Origin of the sequence: Chitinophaga sp. OAE865 (assembly GCF_040546735.1) — a bacterium.
Classification (GTDB): domain Bacteria; phylum Bacteroidota; class Bacteroidia; order Chitinophagales; family Chitinophagaceae; genus Chitinophaga; species Chitinophaga polysaccharea_A.
On record NZ_JBEPOF010000001.1, the window covers coordinates 6,932,137 to 6,958,013 of the forward strand.

13 protein-coding genes are annotated in these 25,877 nt (G+C 38.7%); 9 read left to right on the plus strand and 4 right to left on the minus strand.

Translation table 11 applies throughout. The features are described from left to right. Positions 1-37: 37 nt before the first annotated feature. Positions 38-3,190, plus strand: a complete 3,153-nt coding sequence (locus tag ABIE50_RS27720) for a SusC/RagA family TonB-linked outer membrane protein (protein ID WP_209866306.1) — start codon at positions 38-40, stop codon at positions 3,188-3,190. A gap of 26 nt (positions 3,191-3,216) precedes the next feature. Then, complete coding sequence (locus tag ABIE50_RS27725; protein WP_209866309.1) at positions 3,217-4,695, plus strand: RagB/SusD family nutrient uptake outer membrane protein; 1,479 nt, start codon at positions 3,217-3,219, stop codon at positions 4,693-4,695. Between the two features lie 1,584 nt (positions 4,696-6,279). On the opposite strand, the gene ABIE50_RS27730 is transcribed toward ABIE50_RS27725, so the two are convergent. The 3 genes from ABIE50_RS27730 to ABIE50_RS27740 all read right to left on the minus strand — a co-directional run bounded on the left by ABIE50_RS27730 (position 6,280) and on the right by ABIE50_RS27740 (position 8,872). Further along, the gene (locus tag ABIE50_RS27730; RefSeq protein WP_209866312.1) at positions 6,280-6,546 is read right to left on the minus strand and encodes a hypothetical protein; all 267 of its coding nucleotides are present in this window, start codon (positions 6,544-6,546) and stop codon (positions 6,280-6,282) included. Between the two features lie 136 nt (positions 6,547-6,682). After that, positions 6,683-7,237, minus strand: coding sequence for a TlpA family protein disulfide reductase (locus ABIE50_RS27735; protein WP_209866315.1), 555 nt, complete (start codon positions 7,235-7,237; stop codon positions 6,683-6,685). A gap of 24 nt (positions 7,238-7,261) precedes the next feature. Further along, on the minus strand, positions 7,262-8,872 hold the full coding sequence (locus ABIE50_RS27740) for a hypothetical protein (protein WP_209866318.1): 1,611 nt from the start codon (positions 8,870-8,872) through the stop codon (positions 7,262-7,264). A 444-nt stretch (positions 8,873-9,316) separates the two neighbouring features. On the opposite strand from ABIE50_RS27740, the gene ABIE50_RS27745 reads away from it, so the two are divergent. Further along, positions 9,317-11,980, plus strand: coding sequence for an outer membrane beta-barrel protein (locus ABIE50_RS27745; protein WP_209866321.1), 2,664 nt, complete (start codon positions 9,317-9,319; stop codon positions 11,978-11,980). A 474-nt stretch (positions 11,981-12,454) separates the two neighbouring features. Beyond that, the gene (locus tag ABIE50_RS27750) at positions 12,455-12,721 is read left to right on the plus strand and encodes a hypothetical protein (RefSeq protein WP_209866324.1); all 267 of its coding nucleotides are present in this window, start codon (positions 12,455-12,457) and stop codon (positions 12,719-12,721) included. Positions 12,722-12,905: 184 nt separating this feature from the next. Here the strand turns inward: ABIE50_RS27750 and ABIE50_RS27755 are convergent, their stop codons facing one another. Next, the gene (locus ABIE50_RS27755; RefSeq protein ID WP_209866327.1) at positions 12,906-15,644 is read right to left on the minus strand and encodes an alpha/beta hydrolase family protein; all 2,739 of its coding nucleotides are present in this window, start codon (positions 15,642-15,644) and stop codon (positions 12,906-12,908) included. Positions 15,645-16,034: 390 nt separating this feature from the next. Here ABIE50_RS27755 and ABIE50_RS27760 point away from each other — a divergent pair, with 390 nt between their 5' ends. The 5 genes from ABIE50_RS27760 to ABIE50_RS27780 all read left to right on the plus strand — a co-directional run bounded on the left by ABIE50_RS27760 (position 16,035) and on the right by ABIE50_RS27780 (position 25,849). After that, a complete protein-coding gene (locus ABIE50_RS27760) occupies positions 16,035-19,370 on the plus strand; it encodes a SusC/RagA family TonB-linked outer membrane protein (protein ID WP_209866330.1) in 3,336 nt (1,111 codons plus the stop codon). A gap of 30 nt (positions 19,371-19,400) precedes the next feature. Beyond that, positions 19,401-20,846 (plus strand): RagB/SusD family nutrient uptake outer membrane protein, encoded by a 1,446-nt coding sequence (locus tag ABIE50_RS27765; protein ID WP_209866333.1) that lies wholly within the window; start codon positions 19,401-19,403, stop codon positions 20,844-20,846. Between the two features lie 51 nt (positions 20,847-20,897). Further along, on the plus strand, positions 20,898-23,579 hold the full coding sequence (locus ABIE50_RS27770) for a glycoside hydrolase family 2 protein (protein ID WP_209866336.1): 2,682 nt from the start codon (positions 20,898-20,900) through the stop codon (positions 23,577-23,579). Positions 23,580-23,863: 284 nt separating this feature from the next. Further along, on the plus strand, positions 23,864-24,871 hold the full coding sequence (locus tag ABIE50_RS27775) for a hypothetical protein (RefSeq protein ID WP_209866339.1): 1,008 nt from the start codon (positions 23,864-23,866) through the stop codon (positions 24,869-24,871). A gap of 159 nt (positions 24,872-25,030) precedes the next feature. Next, positions 25,031-25,849 carry an SDR family oxidoreductase gene (locus ABIE50_RS27780; protein WP_209866342.1) on the plus strand — a complete coding sequence of 273 codons (819 nt, stop codon included), beginning with the start codon at positions 25,031-25,033 and terminating at the stop codon, positions 25,847-25,849. Positions 25,850-25,877 lie beyond the last annotated feature (28 nt).

A 25,877-nucleotide genomic window follows, 5' to 3' on the forward strand; every position in this document is an offset into this window, starting at 1 on the left:
CAATATTTCTTATATATCTAAACCAAATTGAAACCGTATGAAAAAAGGTTTACTACTATGGCTTTTACTAGCCATCGGTGTGGTGCATGCCTATGCCCAGACCCGAACGATTACAGGTAAGGTAACAGATGCATCGGATGGTATGGAACTGCCAGGCGTATCTGTTATTATCAAAGGCACCAAAACCGGCGTGGTATCTGGCCCCGACGGTAAATTTTCCATCCAGGCAGATGCCGGTGCCATCTTACAATTTTCTTTCGTGGGTTATGAAACAAGAGAAGAAAAAGCAGGCAACCGCCAGAACATCCAGGTTGCTTTAAGCAGCAGTAATAAAGTACTGAGCGAAATACTGGTAACCGGTTATGGAGAACTGAAAAGAAAAGATGTTACCTCTTCTGTGAGCCATGTATCAGCCGGACTTGTAAATAACCGCCCTGCCACCAGCTTTGACCAGGCCCTCACCGGCCGCGCTGCCGGTGTGAATATCAGCACCAACTCCGGTGTGCTGGGCGATAACGTGAACATCCGCATCAGGGGTATCAACTCTATTACTAACAGCTCTCAGCCACTGGTAATAGTAGATGGTATACCGGTGAATTCTGTTACTAACCTGAACGTTTTCAACAGTGGTAACGGTACCCGTTATAACCCGCTGGCAGACATCAACCCGAACGACATCGAGTCTGTAGACGTACTGAAAGATGCCGCCGCCAGTGCCCTGTATGGTTCCCGCGCTGCTGCCGGTGTTATTATCATTACCACCAAAAGAGGTAAGAACGGCACTGTCAATGTAAACTACAACGCATATGTAGGTGCCAGCACCGCAGTACGTTTACCTAAACTGCTGAACGGCGACGATTTTACCATTATCCAGAATGAAAAAGCAAAGAATGCCACCAAAACAGGCGGTACTGCACCTATCCTGGCTAAAGACATTGACCTCAATGGCGATGGTAAAGCAGACCGCACCAACTGGCTGGATGAGGTGTTCCGCACCGGTATTATCCAGAATCACCAGTTATCACTAACAGGCGGTACCGAGAAAGCAAAATTTTATGCTTCCGGTGAATATGCCGACCAGCAAGGTATGGTGCTCGTTAACCGCCTGCGCAGGGGGAGCATCCGTATGAACCTGGATGTTACACCTAAAAAATGGCTGAAATCAGGTATCTCCGTATACAGCTCCAAATCGCTGAACAACGGCGTACTGTCCGACGGATATCTTGCAGGATCTACCTTCTCTGCATACAACGCAATGCCCAACGTACCGGTTTACGACAAAAACGGTAACCTGTATATTAAGTCCAGCAACGGTGACCTTGCAGATGGTAACAACATCACTACCAATAAACTGAACCGCTTCTTCCACCCACTGTCTAACCTGGAATTCGGAAGAAACGACAACACTTCCACCCGTGTGCTTTCCAACGCCTACGTGGAAATTGAACCTATTGCCGGTTTAAAGATCACTTCCCGTTTTGGGGTTGACTTACTCCAGAACTTTGAGGACCAGTACAGCGGTCCTTTACAGGCAGGTCTGGGATTAGGCAACAACGGCCTGGTACAGGAAAACCTCTTCCGGCAGAACCTGTGGAACTGGTCTAACTTCGCCACCTATACGAAAGCTATCAACAATCTGCACTTCATCAGTGCTACTATAGGCCAGGAATCGCAGCATACCGAGCAGAAACAATTATACACCGGCCAGGGTAACCTGGCAGACTCTTATTTTAAAGAGATCTATGACGGTTTATTTGCCGGTTCAGATAACAGTTATACCGGTGGCGGCAGGAATGCCAACTCCTTCGAATCCTTCTTCGGTAAAGTAGGTTATAACTACGGATCAAAATATTATTTTGATGCAACCCTGAGAGCGGATGCTTATTCCGACTTTGGTTCCAATAACCGCCGTGGTTATTTCCCTGGTGTATCCGTGGGTTGGAGGATTTCTGAAGAAGGTTTCTTCAAAGACAATATTTCTGTGATCAGCGACCTGAAACTCCGGGCCAGCTACGGTATGGTAGGTAACTCCAATATCCGCGCCTATGCTTTCCGTTCCCTGTATGGAGGCGGACAATACGGTGATATAAACGGATTTGGCGTTGCACAGATCGGTGACCCTAACCTCCAATGGGAAAAATCAAAGAAACTGGATATAGGCGTTGACGTTACCCTGCTGAGAAACAGGATCACTTTTGTGGCAGACTACTTCCACAGCAACATCGACCACCTGATCCTTGATGCGCCTATCCTGGCCACCGTGGGTACTCCATGGGATCCCGTTACCGGCGCTGTTGGTTCTATCCTCACCACCAACATTGGTACCATGTGGAACAAAGGGCTTGAATTAACGCTCAATACCCAGAACATCGCTACAAAGGATTTCACCTGGAACTCCAGCATCAACTTCACCTTTATCAAAAACAGGGTAACAGCTACCGCCGATGGATCAGACATCATCAAAACCAATAACAGGGTGAGCGTGGGTAAAACCATGGGCGTTTTCAAACTGATCAAATGGGGCGGCGTAAACCCGGATAACGGTAACCCGATGTACTACAATGCTAAAGGCGAACTGGTAATGTATAACCTGGATCCTAACGTACCTACCGCCAGAAAATGGACCTCTCCCGACGGCACCAAACAAATGGCTGCTGTTACTGCTTCCGACGCGCAATACATGGATAAATCCGGCTACCCTACCTGGTATGGCGGTTTCAATAACACCTTCAGCTACAAAGGCATTGACCTGAGCATCCTGCTGCAATACAGCGGTGGTAACTATGTATACAATGCAACCAGAGCTGCCCTTATGAGCAACTATTTCCAGAACAACCTGGAAGAGATCAAAAACAGATGGACTCCTGAAAATAAAAACACAGACGTTCCAAAACTGGTACTCTCCGATGCACCTACCAACCAGGCGTCTACCCGCTGGCTGGAAAAAGGCGACTTCCTGAGAGCGCGTGAGATCAGCCTCGGTTATACCTTCCCTGGTATCAAGGAAAAGATCGGTTTAAGCAGCCTGCGTTTATACGCCCTCGTTCAGAATGCCTTTATCATCACCAAATATAAAGGCGCAGATCCTGAGATCAATACCAACCGTGAAAGCAATATCAACTACGGTACTGATAACAGGGGTATGCCTTTGCCAAGAATATACATGCTGGGCTTAAATGTTGGATTCTAATTGTTAGCGATTAAAAAAACTGAATTATGGAATTAAAATATAAACCGAACTTCCGGAAAAGAACAAACATCAGCCTGGTCATTGGCGCGGTGGCAATAGCTTCCTCGATGCTGTTTTCCTGCTCCAAGGTAAATGACCAGATCCCTTTCTCCAAACTAACGCCTGATGAGGCGTTCAGCACACCGGAAAGGATAGAGAAATCGGCTATCGGTATGTATGATGCTCTGCAGAACGCAGAGTTCCTGGGTGGCCGTGTGCTTATTTACTCAGATGTAAGATCTGTTGATGTAAACATTTCCTCTTACTTTGGTAATGTGCCTACTTTCAATATGCTCTCTAATAATGTGTATGCGTTCAACTGCTGGTCAGGCGGATACCGCACTATTTTTGAAGCGAACTATTTCTCACAAAACCTAAAGGACCATGAAAGCGTAGTGGGGCCCCAGGTAGCTGCCGGCTATTACGCAGAAGCCAAATTTATCCGGGCGCTTACCTATTTCTTCCTGGTAAATACTTATGCGCAAACCTATACTTTCCAGGCAGATGCGGGTCATTTAGGTGTTCCCCTGATCCTTACTGCTGCGAAAGACGGCGGCGAAGCCATAGATCCTAAGAATAAGGTTCCCCGTAATACAGTAAAGGAAGTGTATGACCAGATGATCAAAGACCTCACCGAAGCAGCTGCCGCGCTGCCTGTTACTTCCGGTGATGACTACAATGACCGCAGCCGTGCTACCAAAGGAGCCGCGCATGCGCTCCTGTCACGCATCTACCTGTATGAAGGCAACTGGGCCAAAGCCCGTGATTATGCAGACAGCGTGCTCCTCTCGTCTTATGGATATGACCTGGATGCCACTCCTGCAGATGTATGGTCTTCCGGCAACTACCAGAGCTCCATGGAACGTATCTTCTCTGTAGCCATGAGCTCCGGCGATAACCCTAACACCAACAATGCAATTGGCCAGCATTACGGCAGTTCCGGCCGTGGTGATATCACCATCAGCCAGGACTACCTGAAGCTTCCTAATTTTGATCGCTTCACCGACCTGCGTGCCAAACCATTGTTCACCTATGCTATCAGTAATGGCGACACCACTGCTTTCTATACAAAGAAATTCTTTGGCGCCAGCACTGTAGATGCCTGGGTACCTATAGTGCGCCTGGCAGAAGTGATGCTTACCAAAGCAGAGGCATTGGCCAGGCTGAGCCCGGCTGTTGCCGATCCGGAGGCCATCATCCTGCTGAACAAGATCAGAACAAGGGCTAAAGCTAAAGTACTTGCCCCCCTCACACAGGCCGCACTGATCAACGACATCCTCACAGAGCGCAGGATAGAACTGGCTTTCGAAGGACATGGTGAATTCGACTTCCTGAGAACACACCGGAACATTCCTGCTCACGGTGGTGTTGATGAACAGGCATGGAATGATAATGCGGTGGTATTCCCGCTGCCGAATGCAGAAGTAGAACGTAATCCGAATATGAAACAGAACCCGGGTTATTAAGCGCGGGTGCTTATTCATAACGAAGGGGCTGACCATTAACCTGGTCAGCCCTTTTTATTTATGTTGAAAACTTATTGCAGCATTATCTTTCTCACAGCTTTTCCATATCGCTCCACTATATAAATATTCCCTTCCTTATTCACACATAGCCGGATCGTTGTGGCTGTTGGCGATCTTACGCTGTATATCGCCCAGGCTGTTTGAGTATTGGTTAGACAGCTCTCTGAATTCCGGTGATAAATTCTTTGATTTTACCTTTTGTCCCAGGAAACCTATATCGCTGTTATAAAAGCTGTATCCTGTAATAACCAGGCGATCACCTCTGCCACGGTTTCGTTGCTGAGATCGGCCCTATATTTTCTTTCCACCGCCTTCAGCCGGGTCATAGAAGAAGGTAACGCCTCCCTTCTGTTACACTGTCATGAAACACTTTGCGATAGGCTCATTCCTGAAACTGATGCTGATCTTTTTCTGCAAGAAGCTTTCTTGTGCCATTACCGGCAAAGCAAAAGACTGCAGGATCAACATACATCAGTGTAAAAACTTTTCCTTCATTCGTTTGTGATTAAAAAAAGAGTGTCCGTTACCATCAGCAGCCCGCTGATGGTTGTTAGCATTGGCCTTATGTGTAGCGCTACTTTATGATGATAGTCCCGTGTTTGTCTTTATGAATACTGAGCCGGTACAATGCGGATCCAGCCAGTTCTGCAACGCAAATCGGTAGCTATACGTTGCAACGCCCGCAACCAATATCAATACCGCTGCAGCATAGCGCCATACGCGAATACGCGGTGGCGATATATGCCTTTGCAGATTACTCCATACCTCCATGCCCTGTTCTTCCACATCATCAGGTACCTGCTTCTCTTCTCAGGCCTTATCAAGGTAGCTATTCAGCAGTAATGATTGTAAGTATACTTATACGAATACTATCATAAATACTCATGCCAGGATAACTGACGAGTAGTACACAACCTTCCTAATTCACGATACGCATATCAAAATGGACATTCAACTGCTCTAAACGATAACATGTCACGGGCAATACTCTCTTTACGAGAAGCTCTACCAGCAAGTGATTTATCATCAAGATTATCCCATCTTCTGCAGAATCGACCGTTGGCAAGAATAGGTATTTGCGGTATTTTTGCGACTAATATTTAAACAAGGAATCATCCTTAAAGTTGCAAAACTGCTCTAATTGCACCACCGTATGGCGCTTGCACAAGACTCGCGTATTTTTAAAGAGCAAATGTCAACAAAAAAAACTCAAACTAATAATCAATTTCCAAGTGGGTCAATATGCCCAAATGACAATCCTATTATATCATTAGAAAAAATAGATCAAAGCGAATCAATATTCCAGAATCAAATGTTCAGATACTTACAAAAACAATAATTTAAGTTGGTCAACATAAATCAGAATGTATAACAAGAACACATCCCCTTTCTCCTTTCTTCAAAATATAATTTCTAATTTCAGCCTAAATAGCCATCTCCCAATTTATACAAACTGGGAGATGGCATCTCTATCAATGTGGTCTAATAGACAGATTCAAAATGTCCTTAGATACTTCTTTTTGATCAACCATTATTTGTAACTCTAGCAGTACAAGTAGTGGCACCAATACTAATTGTAGAGGAATACAGAGTAGTAATAAAACCACCTGCTGCAACGGGAGTCAGCTGTAAGGTCTTATCGACAACACAACCGCTAACAGGTTGACCATCAATTACGGCCTGACCCAATGAATAAAAATGGTTAACCTGCCTATTAGCTTTAAATGCCAGTGCACCACCAATAACCGCCAAAACGGCAACAGCTGTTAATGCAAATTTTGCTTTTTTCATAATGATAGATGCTTTTTAAAATCAAAAAGCTAAACTTAATTTTTACAAATTCGCCTACTCTTTTATAATGGTTTTCGGCTTCTCCATTTTTAGTAGGTCCTCTACGAGCATGGACCCACCTATGTTGCGCAACAACTTATTTTTCAGCAGTTGATTTTATCTGATCGAATTTCACATTACCAATGAATGCAGCGTTCAGTCTTTTATTGCTACCATATATAGCTAAATATGGAATATTCTGAGCTTGAAAATACTTACCAAACTTATATCCCACATCCATTCCAATTATCACATTGGGATACCTTTTCAAATTATAGGCATCATAAAATCGTTTTATATCCAAAATATGATATGGAGAAATCAAATAGAATTGTATATTCTCCATAGATTTCATGTTTGAAACTATCTCAAGCATCTCTAACTGGCAATATTCACAGTAAGGTCCAAAATAGAACAGCACTGCTGGCTTATCTGATAGCATGCTTCTGATATTAATAACCGTACTGCTGTCTGGAAGCAATAACTCAATATCAGGTAATAGTTCTCCTTCATGTCCAGTTACCAATTCCTTAATGTAACTTTTCCCTTTACCATTTATTACTGGATTATCAACAATCGAATTACCTCCTATGTATATCAGGAAACCTAAAAGAAAAATGATTAAAATGACAAAAAAAATCTTTCCCTTCATACAATCATATTACGTATTTAAAGGTTAAATAGTCGTATATTTCTCATTAGACTCCATAACTCTTACTACCCCGTTGGAACTATCCATAGAAGATCCTTGGGCCGCTTTCACAAGAAACTCAACCAGTAAGAATGTAAAAGATAATGATATCAATATGGGGAATAGTTGAAATCTAAGGGCTATTGGTGAGGCGAAAACGCTAAATCCAAAGTTCACTATCCATAATGAAACCACAAGCGCTAAAGCATTCTTCAACTGGGGAGACTGTTTATATCCTCTTAGTATTAAAAAGCTAATTGTGCTCAAAACAAAAACAACATTCATGGTTCCAGTCAAAATAGGATAAAAATCAAGTGTACTCACTTTGAAATCATTAAAACGACAAGTGATTTTATTGCTTTTATAGTTAAACCATACCTTCGCCGTTTCGTTTACACTATCAACTCCAGTGCTATACTGATTCAGAAATTCCACAGGCGGAGCGTAGTATTTTACTGCATTTGGAATTAGATAGTGGTGTGCAAATTCTCTAGGATATGATTTAATAAGAAATTCACCGTACTCTTTCATTAAAGGTGCCACGGTGGACCACTTCTTTAAAGCAGTAGCCGTTGAGTCATTCTTAAACTGCATTTCCATATACTTAGAAAGCGGTGATCCTGGATCCCACATATAAACTGTACTTGCAACAAGCGCCTCAGCAGGATGAGTTTTTATATCTCGACTCGAATCAAAATAGTTACGGACCATATTATCTAATCGCTCCAAGGTGGGAGGGGCCAACTTCCTCTGAGAGCTATCAACATATCGATAGGCATACAAGGCATTATTTGCCATTTGCCAACCTGTAAAAGGTGTAAATTGTTTCCGTCCAGTTATCTCTTTGTACTTCTCACTTGTTGTCTGTACAAACAATGTAATCAATATAATACTGAGTCCAAATCCCAAAAGATTCATCACCACCTTTCGTCTAACTAATAATAAGGCTATCCCACTTATTACAGGGTAAAATAAAGCATTATACCTAACAGTAAATGCAATGAAAAGTATCAATGAATTATAAAAAATCAACTTCTTAGTTGGTCTATTCATAATCCATATCAACAATGTGAACCATATCAAACTGAGACTTAAAAAGAAAGCATCACTAGAAATATAGTTAGCAAGATAAAGATATACGGGGTTAATTATCATAACTGAGAATAGGAGTATTCTAGTAATTCTCCTTGGATTATAGAAATAAAACAGCGTAAATACCAGCGCCATAGTACTCCCCTCTATCAACAAATACTGAATCGCAACAACAACTGAATCAGAGTGAGTAAACACACTAATTAAGCGGAGAAATTTTGAATATCCAATCGGATATGTATTGACTACAAAATTATGATATGCAGACTCCAAATAGATATATGAGTCACCATTTATAAACCCAGCAAAGGGGTAAAATATCTTAAAAATAATTAGTTGCAAGAAAATAACCAAAATCCCAACAACTAGAAACAATCTGTTCTCTAGCGAATTGACCAAATACTTTGTAAATCGTATTTCGGGGAAACCATCTCTTCTAACTTCATGTATGTCATCAAGCCTTCTATCCAATATAGAACTTCTGTTAGGGTTATCTAGAGTCATAAACTTAGTATATCACTTTATTAATTATAACCAAAAGAATAAAACCTTATTTTTTATCTACAAGACCAGATGAACCGATACCATGCTCGCTCTAAAGCAATTTTGCCTCTGCACAACAGTTAATTGACACATAATTCTAATATTAAGGCATAGTCACGCATCATAGTACTTAATGTTGGCACATCTTAAAGGAACAAAAAACAGACATGGTTAATGAAATTTTGAGGGTTCAATCTCTACACTTACTGTAGTTGCCTGTGAAATAAGATCGATACATATATACCTACCAAAATTCTATTCACTATATATCAAAATTAAATCTCCTCACTGCAATTCCTCGACAGCACATATATTTTTCATAAAAAAGCTAAAACTAGTAGAATTTACGACTGCCATTTGAATGCATTCAAAAGATTGAATTTAGGTGCCATCGATACTCGCCATATGAAGCAATTAGCAATCCTATTACTTGTAATTGTGACAGCTTTAAAAGCTCTACCCCAGACATCCAACAGGGTTAATATTAGCGGACAAATAATTGACAAGGAAACCCACAATCCACTATCTGCCGCTACAGTTAACTGTCTACTCGCAAAAGACTCAACTCAGAAAACATTAGTCTTTACCAATAAAAGTGGGATCTTCTCCCTTAACAATCTCTTAATCAATAATTATATACTACACATAACTTTCCTCGGTTATGAATCGCAGTCCATTCCAATAACAGTAACATCAGAGGACAGTATCAAAAAAATAGGCTTAATTGAAATGAAGAGAACAGGCCTTACTTTAGCAGAAATAGAAGTTGTTCAAACAAAGGTACCAGTTCGATTCACCAAAGACACAATTGAATTTAATGCCAGCCTCTTTAGAACAAAAGCAAATGCCGTCGTAGAAGATCTTTTGAAAAAAATACCCGGTATTCAGATCGACAATGATGGCACGATCCGGGCAAATGGAAAAATTGTGCAAAATATTATGATTGATGGTCGACAACTTTTCAGTGGTGGAAATCCTAGCATAATCAGTAAAAATCTCCAAGCAGATTTAATAGATAAAGTGCAATTAATTGATAGAATACAAGATCAAAAAAACAGCCCTGGGTTGAGCAACACACAAAATGAAAATATCATTAATATTACAATTAAGAAGAGCAAGCACAATTTGCTATCCGGGGAAATAAGTGCCTCTGCTGGAACTGCTGGCAGATTTGCCACAAAGGTAAATTTAAGCCGCTTTAATGAAAATCAACAACTAATGATATTAGGAGATGGAAATAATGTCAATGGAGTACCAGACTCAAAAAACATGGGAAGTCACGGTGTTCAACGAAGTTATAATGGAGGTGTAAGCTATAGCAATGAGGTAAGCAAAAAAATGACAGTTGGTCTAAACTATCTAATAAATGATAACAGAGTGACTGAGAAAGGTTCAAGTATAAGGAATACCATTATTAACGACTCAAATCTTCTATACAACCAGGAAACATTCACCGAAATAAAAAATACGAGTCATGATGGATCCTTGCAATTTGATTATAAAATTGATTCTCTCCAAAGTATTACCATTTCACAACAAATATCCCTTCAACAAATAAGCAATCACTTTTCCAGTAGCTACGAATCAACGGGAAGTCATTCTAGAAAAATCAATATAGGAACCATATTAAATGCAGATCTAAATAGATCTTCAAATTTTTCCTCGAGCTTAAGATATGATAAAAAATTCAAAAAGAAAAATAGATTCTTAAGCATCACAGTAGCATCCGGAGAAGGCTATAGTGAAGATGATGGAGTCGCAATATCAAAAAATATATACTTCCCTATTAATTCTGAAACTATTTCTGATACCATTAATCAAAATACTTTAAGAAAAAAGAACAGTAAACGTTTGTTTCTAATGATAAACTACACTGAACCTATTTCAAATAATGGATTGCTTGAGCTTTCGCTCGTAGAAGACTATAGTCATAATACATCCGATATAGAGGTATCGAACTTTAATAATCATACTAAATTATATGACATACCAACTGATAGCTTAAGTAACAGTTTTAGAAGCACTCCAGTTCAACATTATGCCAAGCTAAGTTGGATATATAAGAAAGACAAATTTGATTACTCGGTTTCACTAGCCTCACTATTATTTAACATGAAAAATGCCAACATTACGCAGAAAGAATACTATTCAACCCAGTCTAAAAGTTTATTACCGGAAGTAAATTTCAACTATCTCTTAGACACAAACAAAAAGCTTCGCTTTTCATATAGAAAGAATCAAGACTTCCCCCAACTATCTCAATTACAACCAATCCGAGACAATAGCAACCCTTTAAATTCAAAAATCGGCAACCAATCATTAAAACCGATGAGCATACATAATATAGATATCACATACAACATGTTTAATATTTCATCTCTGCATAGTTTTTCAGTAAATGTCAATGGCAGGATTCTACGTGATCAGATTCTAAACGCCTCATGGTACGATTCTCTTGGAAGGCAAACCGACCAGCCCATAAATATAAATGGGGGCTATACAATAAGTATTAACATAGACAATAACACACCTCTAAAATCGAAAAAGTCTTCAATTAATTTTTCCACAAAAGGAGTGATAAACCGTTCTATGAACTATACAAATGGGACAAAAATATTTCATAAAGATTTCACTTTTAGCCAATCAATTGGATTTCAGTTTGAATATAAAGAACTTTTCAAATGTAATATTGCAGGTAACTTAAATTATAATCAAGTAGTTTACTCTACTATACAAAGTACCAGCTTCCATTATTTTAACGGCGCGATTTCCTTTACAGGAGACCTCAATCTTCCCCACAAAATTGTCATTTCAACCAATGTCAACTATGGATGGACAACTGGAAGAATGGAAGGTTATAATTTAAATCCTATTATAGTTCATGCATCGATCTCCAAATCTTTATTCTCACATCAACAAGGTATTATCAAACTGCAAGGATTTGATCTATTAAGGCAAAATACTAATATAAGTCGCATTGTACAAAATAACTATATTCAAGATACTAGAACAAATTCGTTACAACGTTTCTTTCTTATTGGTTTCTCATATTTCTTAGGTAAAAGGTGAGGTGTCAGCAATAATCTCCATGGATCAATAAAAACAGGGGCCTGCGTACAAATAGCAGCGATTGTTTGTAGATTTGAAGCAGTGATAATATACTTCAATATTACCCAAGGTTTATTAGACAGCTCGATTCCTTATAAGAGATATAACAAAGGATGAAGACTCATGATATTGTTCAATATCCTCGATTATAACTAATAATCTAGCAATTTAGCCACCCTTAAAAACAACTGCAACTGGCTATAAAAACGAACTTCTAAGGCAACTTAAACTTATATGGCAATGATTTTATAAGGAACACAGCCTCTAAACACTCATTCTGATTTCAGACTGTAGCAGGTTTAAGTCAAATGAGTATATTTTATTCTATTACAAACATTACTCTTCGCAGAGGATGATATTCAGTAGAACTCTTCCTTCCTGTTAAAAGAATGCTTAAAAAATGAAAAACACATTTTAAAATAAAACATAAAAAATATGAAACCAGAAAAAATTATTCTATCAATTATTGCTATTATGGGCATCGTAGGTGGCTCATTAGCATTCAAAGCATCTAGAACATATAACATCTTCTATTCCTTCGGCACAACAATTAAATCTGGAGAAGAGCTCCAAGGTTGTGTACTAAGCATTTCCTTAAGATTGACTGCCGTTCCCGTAGGTGGGTTTATAACTACACTCTATTCATCGGCATTCTCAGAACAAACAAATACCTGCACCGCAAGAGTGACAACCTCCATGTAGCAAACTAATGCTTATAGTTAAAATAAAATCTGGATAATCTACCTTACAATGCTTAGACATAATCAGATCTCAAACTACTAGTCTCCAATTGGATCTTCAAAAGCTCCACTCCGTCAAATCACAAGAATATTTATACCATCGAGATCTCTAGAAGATACATACGATTTCAGAATAAATAAATTGCCTATCGGTTATTTGATCTAATCAATAGTCCTTTGGTGGGAGTTCTAATATCAAAATCCAACTCATACCCTTTTTCATTGCCTGCAGGTTCCAAAATCTCTCTGGTCATCCAAATAGGTGCCGGAGTACCTTTCAAATAGTGATTAAAAAATTGAAATAGTCTAATACTAAAATCATCTGCTGATTTACCACCAATTCCATGATTTCCCTCTGGATACTCCAATAACCATGCTCTTTTTCCTAATCGTCGTAGAGCCGTAAAAAATTCTAACGCCTGAGAAAAAGAACAAATACCATCATTTGTAGTATGCATTAATAATAGCGGTGTGGTTACTTTATCTGCACTAAAAATAGGAGAGTTCCTGAGATAGGATTCTGTTCTATCCCATAAAGTTCCCCCAATTCTTCCCTGGCCAACTTCAAAATAACTATTCAGACTAGTATATCTGGCAGGCACATCCCCGTAGGCGCTAACCAGATCGGAAATCGAAGATGATGAGTATGCGGCGGCAAATAGGCTAGTATGAGTCACCAAATAATTAGTTTGCAGCCCACCAAAACTACATCCCCCAATTCCCATACGATTACCATCAATATAAGGCAATTTAGAAATGTAATTAGCTGATGAAACGACTGCATCATATGTCCCTTGCATGGGATTTCCAATGACATAGTCAATATCAGGAGAAAAGACTAAAAACCCGTTACTTACGAATGTAGGAATATTCAAATTACACATTCCTGCTAGGCTCTCTGGAAAAATATAAGCATTCAATCCAAAGGATTTCTTTTCGTAATAATAAAATATAATAGGGTAACAATGCTTGTCATTAAAATCCTCAGGCTTGTAAAGAATGCCCTGCGAAAAAGTCCCGTCCGATTTCTTCCAGCTATGCAATTCAGTTGTATACCAATTATAATCACGCTCAGGAAAAACATGGCTCTCTTGTGTAAACTTTTTAAAATCAGAAGTAGAGAAAAAATTAGGGGACTCATTTGCCCGCATTCTCGAAACTATATATTTATTGGCATCTCTTGCCTTAATAGGATAGCGTCCCCCATTGTCTGTATACGGGTTATCTATAAGATGATATATATAATTCCCCATTGTCAGCAGTTGAGGGTCCCCACTTAATCCTATAGCTTTTTGAAAAAATCCGTTCTCTTTGTTAATGAGATTAAGCGCATTCAATACAATTGTCTCATTTTTCGAAAATGTCTGATTTAATGAATTGGATAGCCCCAAATAAAATACAATTTTGTGTTTAGCACCATATGAATTAGTAAGATTAACTGGCTTTCTCTTTCCCAATGGATCAACTACCCAAATATCAAATCGATCATAAATCATTACAGACATATCATTATCTAACCAACCTGCAATTCCACGCGGAGCACGAAAGAGATCTTCCCTGTAATAGCTGATCCAAGAGGTCTTTATCTGCGTTGTTATATTTCGACAAATACCGGACATAATATCAAAACTAAAGTACGTAAGTGAATCCCTGTCGTAGTATATTACATACTTACCTGATGGAGAAATTTCAATCATATCAAATCCTGCAAATTTTATATCCCTTGATGCCTTTTCTCCGACTGTTCTCAGCAAGTATGAACGTTGAGCAGATGAGCTCCATACTTGATCCCCTGGGCTTGAATTACCAGACATATGTTCAACCAAATATCTTTTCCCATCATTACTCCTGCTTAGTATCAACTCATTATCCCAGCTAGTCTGGGCAATGCAACGATCGTTAACGAAAGCAACAAACGAATAGGACTGTGGAAATTGACTATCAACTGTTCGTGCAGTTGGTAGTTTCGAGTCCAAATAGCTCCAAATAGTCACCAAAGATTTTTCATTAACACTATCAATTTTTCTCGCCTTCTTCTTTACAGTAAAATACACACAATTACCATCGTTACTAATTTCCGAAATATTATCCAAACTCAGATCTCCCTTGATATCAATTAAGGAATCACAAGTAATTAAAACAGGTATATGCTGCCCTTTTTTGTAGTACCATAAAGACTTCTTATCCGTCATCCTATCTAAAAGTACAAATGCAAAAACAGTAGCATATTGATCAAACATTAATTGCATTAGACCCACTCCTTTCCAAATATCTACGATTTTATTTTTTGACACATCGAGTAAACTTATTGTTTGACTTATCACACTGTCAGCCATCTGTTCATCTTCAATTATCAAAAAATTACCATTATTGCTAAAAGAATATTTTTTGACTGATCTATAAATTCGTTGCTCTCCGCTCCGGAAATTTCTCATTTCAAGCTTCCCCTCAGAATTAGTAAGTGCAATCCACTCCCCGTTTCCATTACTTGGGACTCTAAATAATTTCACCCCTGGGAACTGTGTGAGTACATTTTTATTCAATGTTATGACATTCAACGTATCGCCAACCTTAAACAAAGCTATCTTACTGTCACTGGTAAACTGCACGTAAATGCTTCCACAAATCTTTCTTTCCCATACTCCCTCACATTCCTTTATAACAGTCGTATCCATCCCCTTAAGCCTACTTTTAATATAATAACACATATATCTTCCATCATTCGAAATTTTCGGCCCATCTACAAATGACCATCTACCATAAGCAGTTGAATCAATTCGAGGTTTAGATTGCAATTTATTATCGTTGGTCTTTGAGAAACCCAATTGGCCAAAATTTTCAACCGGAACGCACATAAAAATAAATAACAATATTATATTTCTCATTTAAGAGGATTTAGTCGTTAAATCATGATATGATCAATTGGTCTAAATTATTGCAGTTTGCATAACCCATTGTACCTTAAATTAAACACTTTCAGCGCAATATACCTGCATAAAAGGAATTGAAGCAGTGTGCTTAATCTGTTATATTTCTTAAGTCAGTAAAAAATACCTGCCCTTTTCAGAAACGCCCAACCTTTATTGAACTAGCTTAATCCACCTTCCAGAGCGTAAATAATGTATGATTACACTATATAATACCTAAACGTACCAAAGCCTAATTCTAATGCCTCACAAGTTCGACTAAACCACAATGGTACCCTAGTTCCAAAATAGGTGTACTACAAGTATGTCAAGACATTAGCTTCATTACAGGGACAAATTTGATTTCATATGGCTAGAATGCTACTCGTAAATTGCCTTTTTAGACTTTCATTATTGACAATCATAATGGGCATTTTTAACACAACTCTTTCATTTGGAATAACAATCTGCCAAACATCCAGAGTCACGATATCTGCAAATAACATCCCATTAGGAACTGTCTTTAGAAAAATACATCAACAAACAGGGATTACCATTTCCAATAATGCTAATGCAACTGAGCTAAATGAAAAAAAAAGGGTAACTGTTAACTTTTTTCAAACGGAAATACGTGAAGTCATGAAATTTCTCCTAAATGACAATCGTAATGACTTAGGATTCAAGATAAATGATAAAAATATTTTAATATATAAATATAATAAGTATAATACACTTCCTACAAAAGATACAATATTAAACGTATATGAAATAACAGGAAAAATAACTGATACTGAGGGCAACCCAATATCTGGGGCATCGGTAAAATCCAAAATAAATAATCATGGAACAATCTCCAATAGTGACGGAAGCTTTCGTCTAACAAAAATTGAAAAAGGTAGCGTTGTCGTAATTAGTTCAATCGGATTCGAATCAAAAGAAATCATCGCCGATAAAAAAACGTTCCTAATACTTCTAAAGACACATACAAATGTTTTAGATGAAAAAGTGGTAATCGCTTATGGAAATACGACAAGAAGGTTAAATACGGGCAATATAAGCAGTTTAAAAGCGAAAGATATTGAAAAGCAACCCGTTAACAATCCTCTACTAGCACTGCAAGGGCGTTCTCCTGGGGTTTTTATTGAGCAATCAAATGGCTTACCAGGCGGTGGCGTAACAGTACGTATTCAGGGCGTAAATAGCCTTACAGCAGGAAGAGATCCCTTCTATGTGATAGATGGCGTTCCATATATCTCACAATTACTACCCACTACAAATGTAATCGGGGGATCATCTGGAACACGTGGTACATATGGAAATCCACTAGCGTATATCAACATGGCGGACATAGAAAGCATCGAAGTACTAAAAGATGCAGATGCAACGGCTATTTATGGCTCAAGGGCAGCAAATGGGGCAGTTCTCATTACAACTAAAAAGGGGAAAGTAGGTCCAACTAAAGTGAGTTTTCTATTTCAATCAGGATGGTCAAAAGTTCCATACAAAATGAATCTTTTAAATACAAAAGAATATCTTCAGATGCGCCGCGAAGCATTAATAAATGACGGCCTTACTCCTTCCGAATTTGACTGGGATCTAAATGGCACATGGGACACCACACGAAATATAGATTGGCAGGAAAAACTAATTGGGAATACAGCGCAACAAACAGACGCACAACTAAGTGTATCCGGTGGGAATGCTTATACACAGTACTTGTTTGGCGCCGGATATCACAAAGAAACAACTGTATTCCCGGGATCCTTCTCAGATACAAAAGGATCTATACACATTAACTTAAACAGTAACTCCGCTAATCAGAAATTTAGAATTCAAGTTTCAGGTTTTTTCCTCTTTGATGATAATAGGTTACCATTAACAGATCTAACGACTAGCGCACTAACACTAGCACCTGTTGCTCCAGATCCATATAACATCGACGGTTCTTTGAACTGGGCACCTGACAAAAATGGAGCAAGCACATATTTTACCAATCCAATTGCGCCAAATAAATTAAAAAGTACCAATAAAACCACTAATTTAACGGGCAATGCTACTCTAAGCTATGAAATCTTGCCAGGCCTGACTATTGAAAGCAGTTTTGGCTATAATAGCCTCCTAACAAATGAAATAACAAGGTCTCCCGCCTCAGTTTACCCTCCGGAGTTTGCGGCCTTCTTTCCCAATGGAACAGTATTCTTAACAAATAGAATCAATTCCTGGATAGTAGAACCTAAGCTAGAATACAAAAGAAAAATTGGTAACGGCTATTTAAATATACTACTAGGGAGTACAGTAACTCAGCAAAACAATGATCAACAAAGTATTACAGCTAGTGGTTTCAACAATGAGCTAGTAATGGAAGACCTCGCGTCCGCTACTAGCATCTCCGGAAAAACCATTAATTCTATATATAAATACAATGCCCTATATAGCAGAATTACATATAATTGGTTAGATAAATACGTATTAAATCTTACGGGAAGAAGAGATGGGAGCTCTAGATTTGGTCCAGAAAATCGTTTCCACAATTTTGCAGCTATTGGTGGTGCTTGGATTTTTTCACAAGAACCCCTCCTTCAAAACAACTTACAGCTATTAAGTTTCGGAAAGCTTAGAGCTAGCTATGGTACCACTGGAAACGATCAAATTGGGGACTACACATTTATGGATATCTATCAACCAATATATATTACGGGAAACGCATATCAAGGAACAATTGGGCTTTCTCCTAATCGTCTAACAAACCCATACTTACAATGGGAAGAAACAAAAAAATTACAGATCGGAATTGATCTAGGATTTCGAAACGACAAAATTATCTTAACTGCAAACTATAATCGTAACCGTTCCAGCAATCTATTGACATCATCAAGATTATCTACAGTCACCGGATTTAGCGGAATTAACCTGAACTTCCCAGCAACAATTCAAAACACTGGATGGGAGTTCACTATAACAAGCACCAATATAAAAACGAGAGATTTCTATTGGTCAACTAACTTCAATTTGACTATTCCGAAAAATCAGTTACAATCATACTTTGGGAAAGATAAAAACCAATATATATATCTGGGTACTCCTATTTCAACTATAGCCTATTTCAAATACCACGGGCTTAACGACACTACTGGAATTTATGAATTTATCGACGCAAAAGGAAACCACACTTATTCACCATCAGATCCCTCAGACAAAATCGTGACGCTCAACACAGATCCCAAATTCTATGGTGGTCTTCAAAATACGTTCACGTATAAAAACATTTCACTAGATATCTTTTTTGCTTACACGAAAAGATCTGCCATAGATAACGTCACATACAGTTTAAGGGGGCTTGTCTATCCAGGTCAATTTAACTCAGGAGCCGGTAACCAAGCAGCAGTTGTTATGAACCGATGGTATAAAAATGGAGACAAAGCACAACTTCAGCCATACAGCACTGAGAATATTGGAAACCTTGACAACCTTCTCCACAGCGAAGCAATCGTTGCAGATAATTCTTATATAAGGTTGAAAAATATATCACTCTCATGGCAGCTACCCGATAGATGGAAAAAGAAGCTGCACACGGAAAATACTAGATTATTCTTCAATGCACAAAACGTATTTATGATTACAAACTGTAAAAACCTAGATCCAGAAAGTGGCCTTTCATTACCTCCTTTAAGAGTAATTGTTGTAGGAGCACAAGTTACTCTCTGATTTAAAAGGATAAATCAAAATGTTTAAATTATGCCATATACAATAAAAAAAAAATTATTCTTAAAAAAGAGATTATTACAAATCTCATTACTTAGCCTTACTTTACTTGGCATAAGTTGCGAAAAACTTATAGAGATTAATCCTCCTACTACAAGCATAAATGGAGACAATGTATATACAAATGATCAAACTGCTGCAGCAGTTTTAACAGGTATATATACTAATATCAGCGCTACAGGTATAACAAATAGTGACCTATCTGCTATGGGTTTCATAACGGGCCTTTCCGGCGATGAACTCACTCTCTATAGTGGTTCTACTGACTTACGACTTAAGTCTTATTATCAAAATAATTTAAGGAATATAACGTCCTCTACAGAATTCTGGACAAAAGTCTATAAAATACTCTATACGGCAAACCTTTCAATTGAAGGCCTCAATAATTCTACATCGCTAACCTCTGAAGTAAAACGGCAATTACTCGGAGAAGCCAAATTTATTCGAGCATTCTGTTTCTTTTATTTGGTTAATTTATATGGGGAAATCCCAATAACAACGAGCACAAATTATATAACAAATAATATGCTTGCCCGTAGTCCTATTAATCAGATTTGGTCCCAGATCATTATGGATTTGGAAGAAGCAAAAGAATTACTTTCATCCACCTACCTTGATGGAGCTATTAAACATGAAACATCCGAACGAATCAGACCTACAAAGTGGGCTGCTACAGCACTGTTAGCACGATGTTATTTATACACAAAAAATTGGGAAAACGCTGAAAAACAAGCGACAGAAGTCATTTCTAAATCAGATCTTTATAAGTTGGACTCGTTAGACAAATCGTTTTTGATGAATAATAGTGAGGCAATCTGGCAACTCCAACCTGTTAATATTGGCTCCAATACGGAAGATGCAAAAACATATATTATACCTTCAACCGGACCATCTTTTCTAACGCCTGTATATATCAGTTCGCAACTGATAAATAGCTTCGAAGCTAATGATCAACGGAAAAAAGTATGGATAAACACAGTATCAGCTTCCGGTACCCTTTACTACTATTCATATAAATATAAAATAGGGAAACTAGATGAGCCGTTATCCGAATATAATACTATACTGCGCTTGGGAGAGCAATATCTAATTAGAGCGGAGGCCAGAGCCCAACAAGACAACCTTAGCGGTTCAAAAGATGATCTTAATATCATCAGAAAAAGGGCGGGGTTGGAAAAGTCAAATGTAACCGAAAAAAATTTACTACTCACCGCCATTTTTCATGAGAGACAAGTAGAGTTATTTACAGAATGGGGACATCGATGGATGGATCTAAAAAGAACTAATATGGTCGATGAAATAATGAATCAAGTAACTCCTAAAAAAGGGGGAAACTGGAATTCAAACTGGAAATTATACCCAATTCCTTCGTATGACATTGTTTCAAACTCAAATCTATATCAAAACCCAGGCTATTAATAACGAATATTCTTACCAATTTAAATAAATATCTGACAAAACAACACTCTAATGAAAAAAGAAATTGTAGGATTAGGAATTTTGGCTGTTGTAGCGACAACCTGCTCTGCACAATATACAACAGACACTTCTTACAACTATCATATGCCGCCTATTCAAATGCAGTCCAGATGGGCAAAGGAAGTTAGCGTAACAAATGCATTAAATGAATATCCCCGTCCACAGTTACAACGAAAGAACTGGTTTTCTCTTAACGGCTTATGGGAATACTGCATTACAGATTCCAACATCATATCGCCTCCAATAAAATTTGAAGAGAATATACTTGTACCTTATCCAATCGAATCTGCCCTTTCTGGTGTACAGAAGAAACTGATGCCAGATAAGCTCTTGTGGTACAGAAAGAAAATTCAACGACCTCGTACAAATAATGGAGAACGTATACTTCTAAATTTCGGTGCTGTTGACTGGCAAGCCACAGTTTTTATTAATAATAAATATGTTGGAGAGCATAGTGGAGGGTATCTAAGTTTTTCATTTGATGTCACTGATTATCTTAAATTAGGAGATAATGAAATTTTAGTGAAAGTTTACGACCCAAGTGACAAAGGGTTAAACCCTCATGGCAAACAGGTACTTAATCCTGAGAATATCTACTATACAGCCTCTAGTGGCATTTGGCAAACAGTTTGGTTAGAAACAGTTCCCAATACATATATTAGCAAATTAAAAACCACTCCCGATATTGATAAGGGGATATTGAATATTGATGTTAGCACAATTGGTAACCTGGAAAATACGAATCTTGAGATTATTATCTCAGAGAATGGAAAAGTAATTAATACGACAAAAACTCCCATGACTCAAAAAAATAAAAAAGAATCAATTAAAATACCTCATGCTAGGCTATGGTCCCCTGATGACCCATTCTTATATGATCTTTCAATAAAAATACTAAGAGGGAAAAAACCGGGAGATGAAATAAAAAGTTATTTTGGTATGCGTAAGGTAAATATACAAAAGGATGAAAAAGGAGCAGATCGAATTTTCCTTAACAATACATATACCTATAATCTCGGCATTCTGGATCAGGGTTTTTGGCCAGAAGGCCTTTATACTGCTCCTACCGATGCTGCACTAGCCTTTGACATTAAAACAATCAAATCCTTAGGATTTAACACAATTCGAAAACACATTAAGGTAGAACCTGAAAGATGGTATTATCATGCCGATAAAATCGGAATACTAGTGTGGCAAGATTTCGTAAACCCTCCACATGGCCTACCTGAAGGTTCTCGATCAATATTTGAAGAGGAAGTTCAACAGACCATGGAGCAACTACATAGCCATCCGAGTATTATAACATGGGTTCTTTTTAATGAACGCTGGGGTGCATATGATCAGGAAAGATTAACAAATTGGATAAAAAGATATGATTCAAGTCGAATAGTTAACGGTCATTCTGGTGAACTATTATATGTGGACAATCAATTACGTGAGCCAGCCTCCAATCCATGGATTGGAAGTGATATGACAGATATACATTCTTATCCTAATCCACGAAATGCACCTTCTTTACCTAACAAAGCGAAGGTTATAGGTGAATTCGGAGGTATTGGAGTCTCAGTTCCTTCACATGAATGGGACGATATGCAAGGTTGGGGATATATGAAAGTTTCTCCAGCAGATTTTAAGAAACAGTATATAAACATGATGCTAAATTTAAAAAAAATGGAGTCAGAAGGATTGAGTGCATCTATTTATACACAACCTTTTGATGTAGAAGGTGAAGAAAATGGATTACTTACCTACGATCGCGAAATAATAAAAATTCCAGTAGAAGAATTGAGAAACATTCATCAACAATTTGTTCGTCAGACCAATGGATTCATTCTTGACACCAATTTCGTCATTGCAGCTAATATAAATACGAATGACAATGATGATAGATACCAAGATTACATCAACGATTATGTGAAAGGTAAACGCGATTCCATCTTTTTAAGGAGGCTCGTTCTAATGTCAATTCGCAAAAAAGATCAAACTAATACAACAATTATTGGAAATAGTTATATTAACATATTAACCAATCCATTCTCAAAAGAGAATCTATTGTTCATTTGGAAAATTACCAAAAGGAGTAATGACAAAGGGTTTGAAATTTTTCGGACGCAATCACAAAAAGTAGACTCAGTGCTTGGAGAAAATACATCAATCAGCAAAGTAAAATCTATAATTGATGCGGAGGAAATAGCTCCTTATCGGTCAAATCCGGATTGGGATGCAATTCAAAATAAAATTGCAGGTAAATATGGAGCTATTGGGGAAGAACTGGTATTTGGCAAACAAATGATATATTATGGCTTTGATGCAAATCCCAGAGACTGGAAAAAGTATTCGAAGTATTATGTTCTCTATTTTGAAAGAGCATTAAAACGACCTGAATATCTGATCAATAATATGACTTGGTTTATATATGAGAATGAAAATGATCCTAAAATACTAGAATTTGCTCTTGGTGTAATGAAATATGCAATTGAAAAATGGGATAAGTCACCGGAGTCCTTTGACACATATGCACATCTTCTCCATAAACTAAACAAAACAAGCGAGGCCATTCCCTGGGAAGAAAAAGCAGTTAAACTAAAAAAAGGCGCCCCTGATGAAAAGCTCTACACGGACGCCCTCCAAAAAATGAAAGCCGGCCTCCCCACATGGCCTCAAAATAATTAATCTCTACGCGGTGTAAGAGGGTGGATGGTTTACACCCCTTACGCACTCATGCATCCGGTCGCTAGTATTCTTATTAGTGACCCTTTTTTCCAAAAATCCAAAAAAAAATTCATATTCCTAGTACGCCGGCAAATTTACCGGTGTACTATAAAGGAGAAAGATTCAAAACTGAAAAGGCCTGATTGAAATAGTTTGTTACTATCCTATTAAAACTCTTCAGTCAGCCCGGTCAGGAGGCAATATAACAGACTTTTTTACACCACCTTTTACAAAAAAACAATGTTATGAAAAGGCCCAGTAATTTACCCCGTATACCATTAAGGATCGATGAAGATGACCAGGTATTCGTTAAAATTGAGAGTTTACCCCAGGAATATCAACACCTGGCCATGCCCGCCGCTAAAATCTCTTTCAGAAGTGATGAATACGTGGATATCGTTAGCCAAACCATAAAACTTGGCCGGTTCACGCTCCGTACACATGAAGTATTCAATAAGGAGCAGGATATCATGTTAATACCCTATACCAGGGTCGAACTACTGACACTCCACTTTATGGCCGGAGGTGAAGTAGTGGCCGAAATCACAGACCGGGGCCCATATATGATGGCCAAAAGGGAAATGACCCTGTTCAAACTGGAACCCAGCTCGCATAGAGCGCCTATGAAAGCATGGGACAATATGTTCAGCTTCCATATCGATATTAGACCGGAAGATATGGCCGAAATGGCAAAGGAATATCCTGAGCTCGCCACTATAGCGAAAAAAACATCCGGGAAAGGAAGCGCTCCCGTTAATATAGAACCCTATCATATTAACATGGCCTGTACAGAATTGATTGATGCCATCTGTAATTGTAAATTTATAGGTAAACAGGCAGAAGTATTCATGCACAGGTGCTGCCTGGATCTGTACATGAATTTCGCCGCACAGGATGAAATGGAAGAGGAACCCATGCGGGTGTTCCCGCTATATGTATCCGAAAAACTGGAAGACTCCATTAAATACCTCGTCAATACTACCAACGAAAAATTCTCAATAGCTAAAATGTCGGTACTGCTCGACCTGGGTATCCAGGAACTGCAGGAAGCCTTCGTGGATAGCTTTTATATAGCGCCAGAACGCTTTCACCTGCAACGGCAAATGATGCAGGCATATAGCACGGCCGTAACCACTGCAGAGCCCCTGGAAAAAATTTGTGCTTCTATAGCAATGAACAATGTAGAAGAATTCACTACCCTTTTTGAATCCTATTTTAACTGTTCCTTCGCTATCATCCGTAATAGTCAATGAAGAGATTGAATATTCCCCATTTTGATTTTTTAGGTTGTTAATATGCCAGATCAATCATGGTCCGGCAATTTACTATCCCTCAAAATAACCCTTGCTTTTTGTGGTCAGAAAAAGATTCCTTAAATTCCTCTTTCTTTCTCACCGCTAAAAGCAAGGGTTATGTCATTTCAGCAACGTACCATCTTTATTACCGGCGCAAGCCGTGGCATAGGCAAAGCCATCGCACTACGCCTTGCCAGTAAAGGAGCTAATATTATCATTGCCGCCAAAAGCGTAGAAGAGGACCCAAGGCTGGGAGGCACTATCTATTCTGCCGCCGAAGAAGTAGAAGCGGCGGGAGGTAAAGCGCTTGCTGTACAGGTGGATATCCGGGAAGAAGCACAGATAGCCGCTGCCGTGCAGCAAGGCGTTGAAAAATTCGGAGGTATAGATGTGGTGATTAACAACGCATCAGCCATACAACTTACAAACACGGAAGAAACCCCTGCCAAGCGTTTTGATCTGATGTATGATATCAACGTACGCGGCACCTTCCTGGTAACACAACATTGCCTTCCTTACCTGAAAAAAGGAAATAATCCGCATATCCTTACACTGTCTCCACCGGTGAATATGGACCCAAGATGGTTTGGGCCACACGTTGCCTATACCATCAGCAAATACAATATGAGTATGCTGGCAATGGGTTGGGCCAATGAGCTGGAGAAATATAAAATTGCCTCCAATGCCCTGTGGCCGGCTACCACCATCGCTACCGCAGCAGTGAAAAACCTGCTGGGCGGGGATTCCCTGATCAATAAAAGCCGTACCCCTGAAATCATTGCAGATGCCGTGGAATATATCCTTCAGCAACCAGCTTCTTATTCAGGCCATACATTGATTGATGAAGAGGTATTGAAGGCGGCGGGCATCACCAATTTTGATAAGTATGCAGTGGTGCCGGGCGGCAAACTGCAGCGGGATCTGTTCCTGTCTTAAAAAAGTTGGCCCGGTAAAATACCGGGCC

What these genes read in the sequence shown, in the direction of transcription:
- ABIE50_RS27770 (WP_209866336.1), top strand. Translation starts at nt 20,898, where the DNA reads ATGAAAAAAGAAATTGTAGGATTAGGAATTTTGGCTGTTGTAGCGACA.
- ABIE50_RS27725 (WP_209866309.1), top strand. Translation starts at nt 3,217, where the DNA reads ATGGAATTAAAATATAAACCGAACTTCCGGAAAAGAACAAACATCAGC.
- ABIE50_RS27750 (WP_209866324.1), top strand. Translation starts at nt 12,455, where the DNA reads ATGAAACCAGAAAAAATTATTCTATCAATTATTGCTATTATGGGCATC.
- ABIE50_RS27780 (WP_209866342.1), top strand. Translation starts at nt 25,031, where the DNA reads ATGTCATTTCAGCAACGTACCATCTTTATTACCGGCGCAAGCCGTGGC.
- ABIE50_RS27765 (WP_209866333.1), top strand. Translation starts at nt 19,401, where the DNA reads ATGCCATATACAATAAAAAAAAAATTATTCTTAAAAAAGAGATTATTA.
- ABIE50_RS27730 (WP_209866312.1), bottom strand. Translation starts at nt 6,546, where the DNA reads ATGAAAAAAGCAAAATTTGCATTAACAGCTGTTGCCGTTTTGGCGGTT.
- ABIE50_RS27745 (WP_209866321.1), top strand. Translation starts at nt 9,317, where the DNA reads ATGAAGCAATTAGCAATCCTATTACTTGTAATTGTGACAGCTTTAAAA.
- ABIE50_RS27755 (WP_209866327.1), bottom strand. Translation starts at nt 15,644, where the DNA reads ATGAGAAATATAATATTGTTATTTATTTTTATGTGCGTTCCGGTTGAA.
- ABIE50_RS27720 (WP_209866306.1), top strand. Translation starts at nt 38, where the DNA reads ATGAAAAAAGGTTTACTACTATGGCTTTTACTAGCCATCGGTGTGGTG.
- ABIE50_RS27775 (WP_209866339.1), top strand. Translation starts at nt 23,864, where the DNA reads ATGAAAAGGCCCAGTAATTTACCCCGTATACCATTAAGGATCGATGAA.
- ABIE50_RS27735 (WP_209866315.1), bottom strand. Translation starts at nt 7,237, where the DNA reads ATGAAGGGAAAGATTTTTTTTGTCATTTTAATCATTTTTCTTTTAGGT.
- ABIE50_RS27740 (WP_209866318.1), bottom strand. Translation starts at nt 8,872, where the DNA reads ATGACTCTAGATAACCCTAACAGAAGTTCTATATTGGATAGAAGGCTT.
- ABIE50_RS27760 (WP_209866330.1), top strand. Translation starts at nt 16,035, where the DNA reads ATGGCTAGAATGCTACTCGTAAATTGCCTTTTTAGACTTTCATTATTG.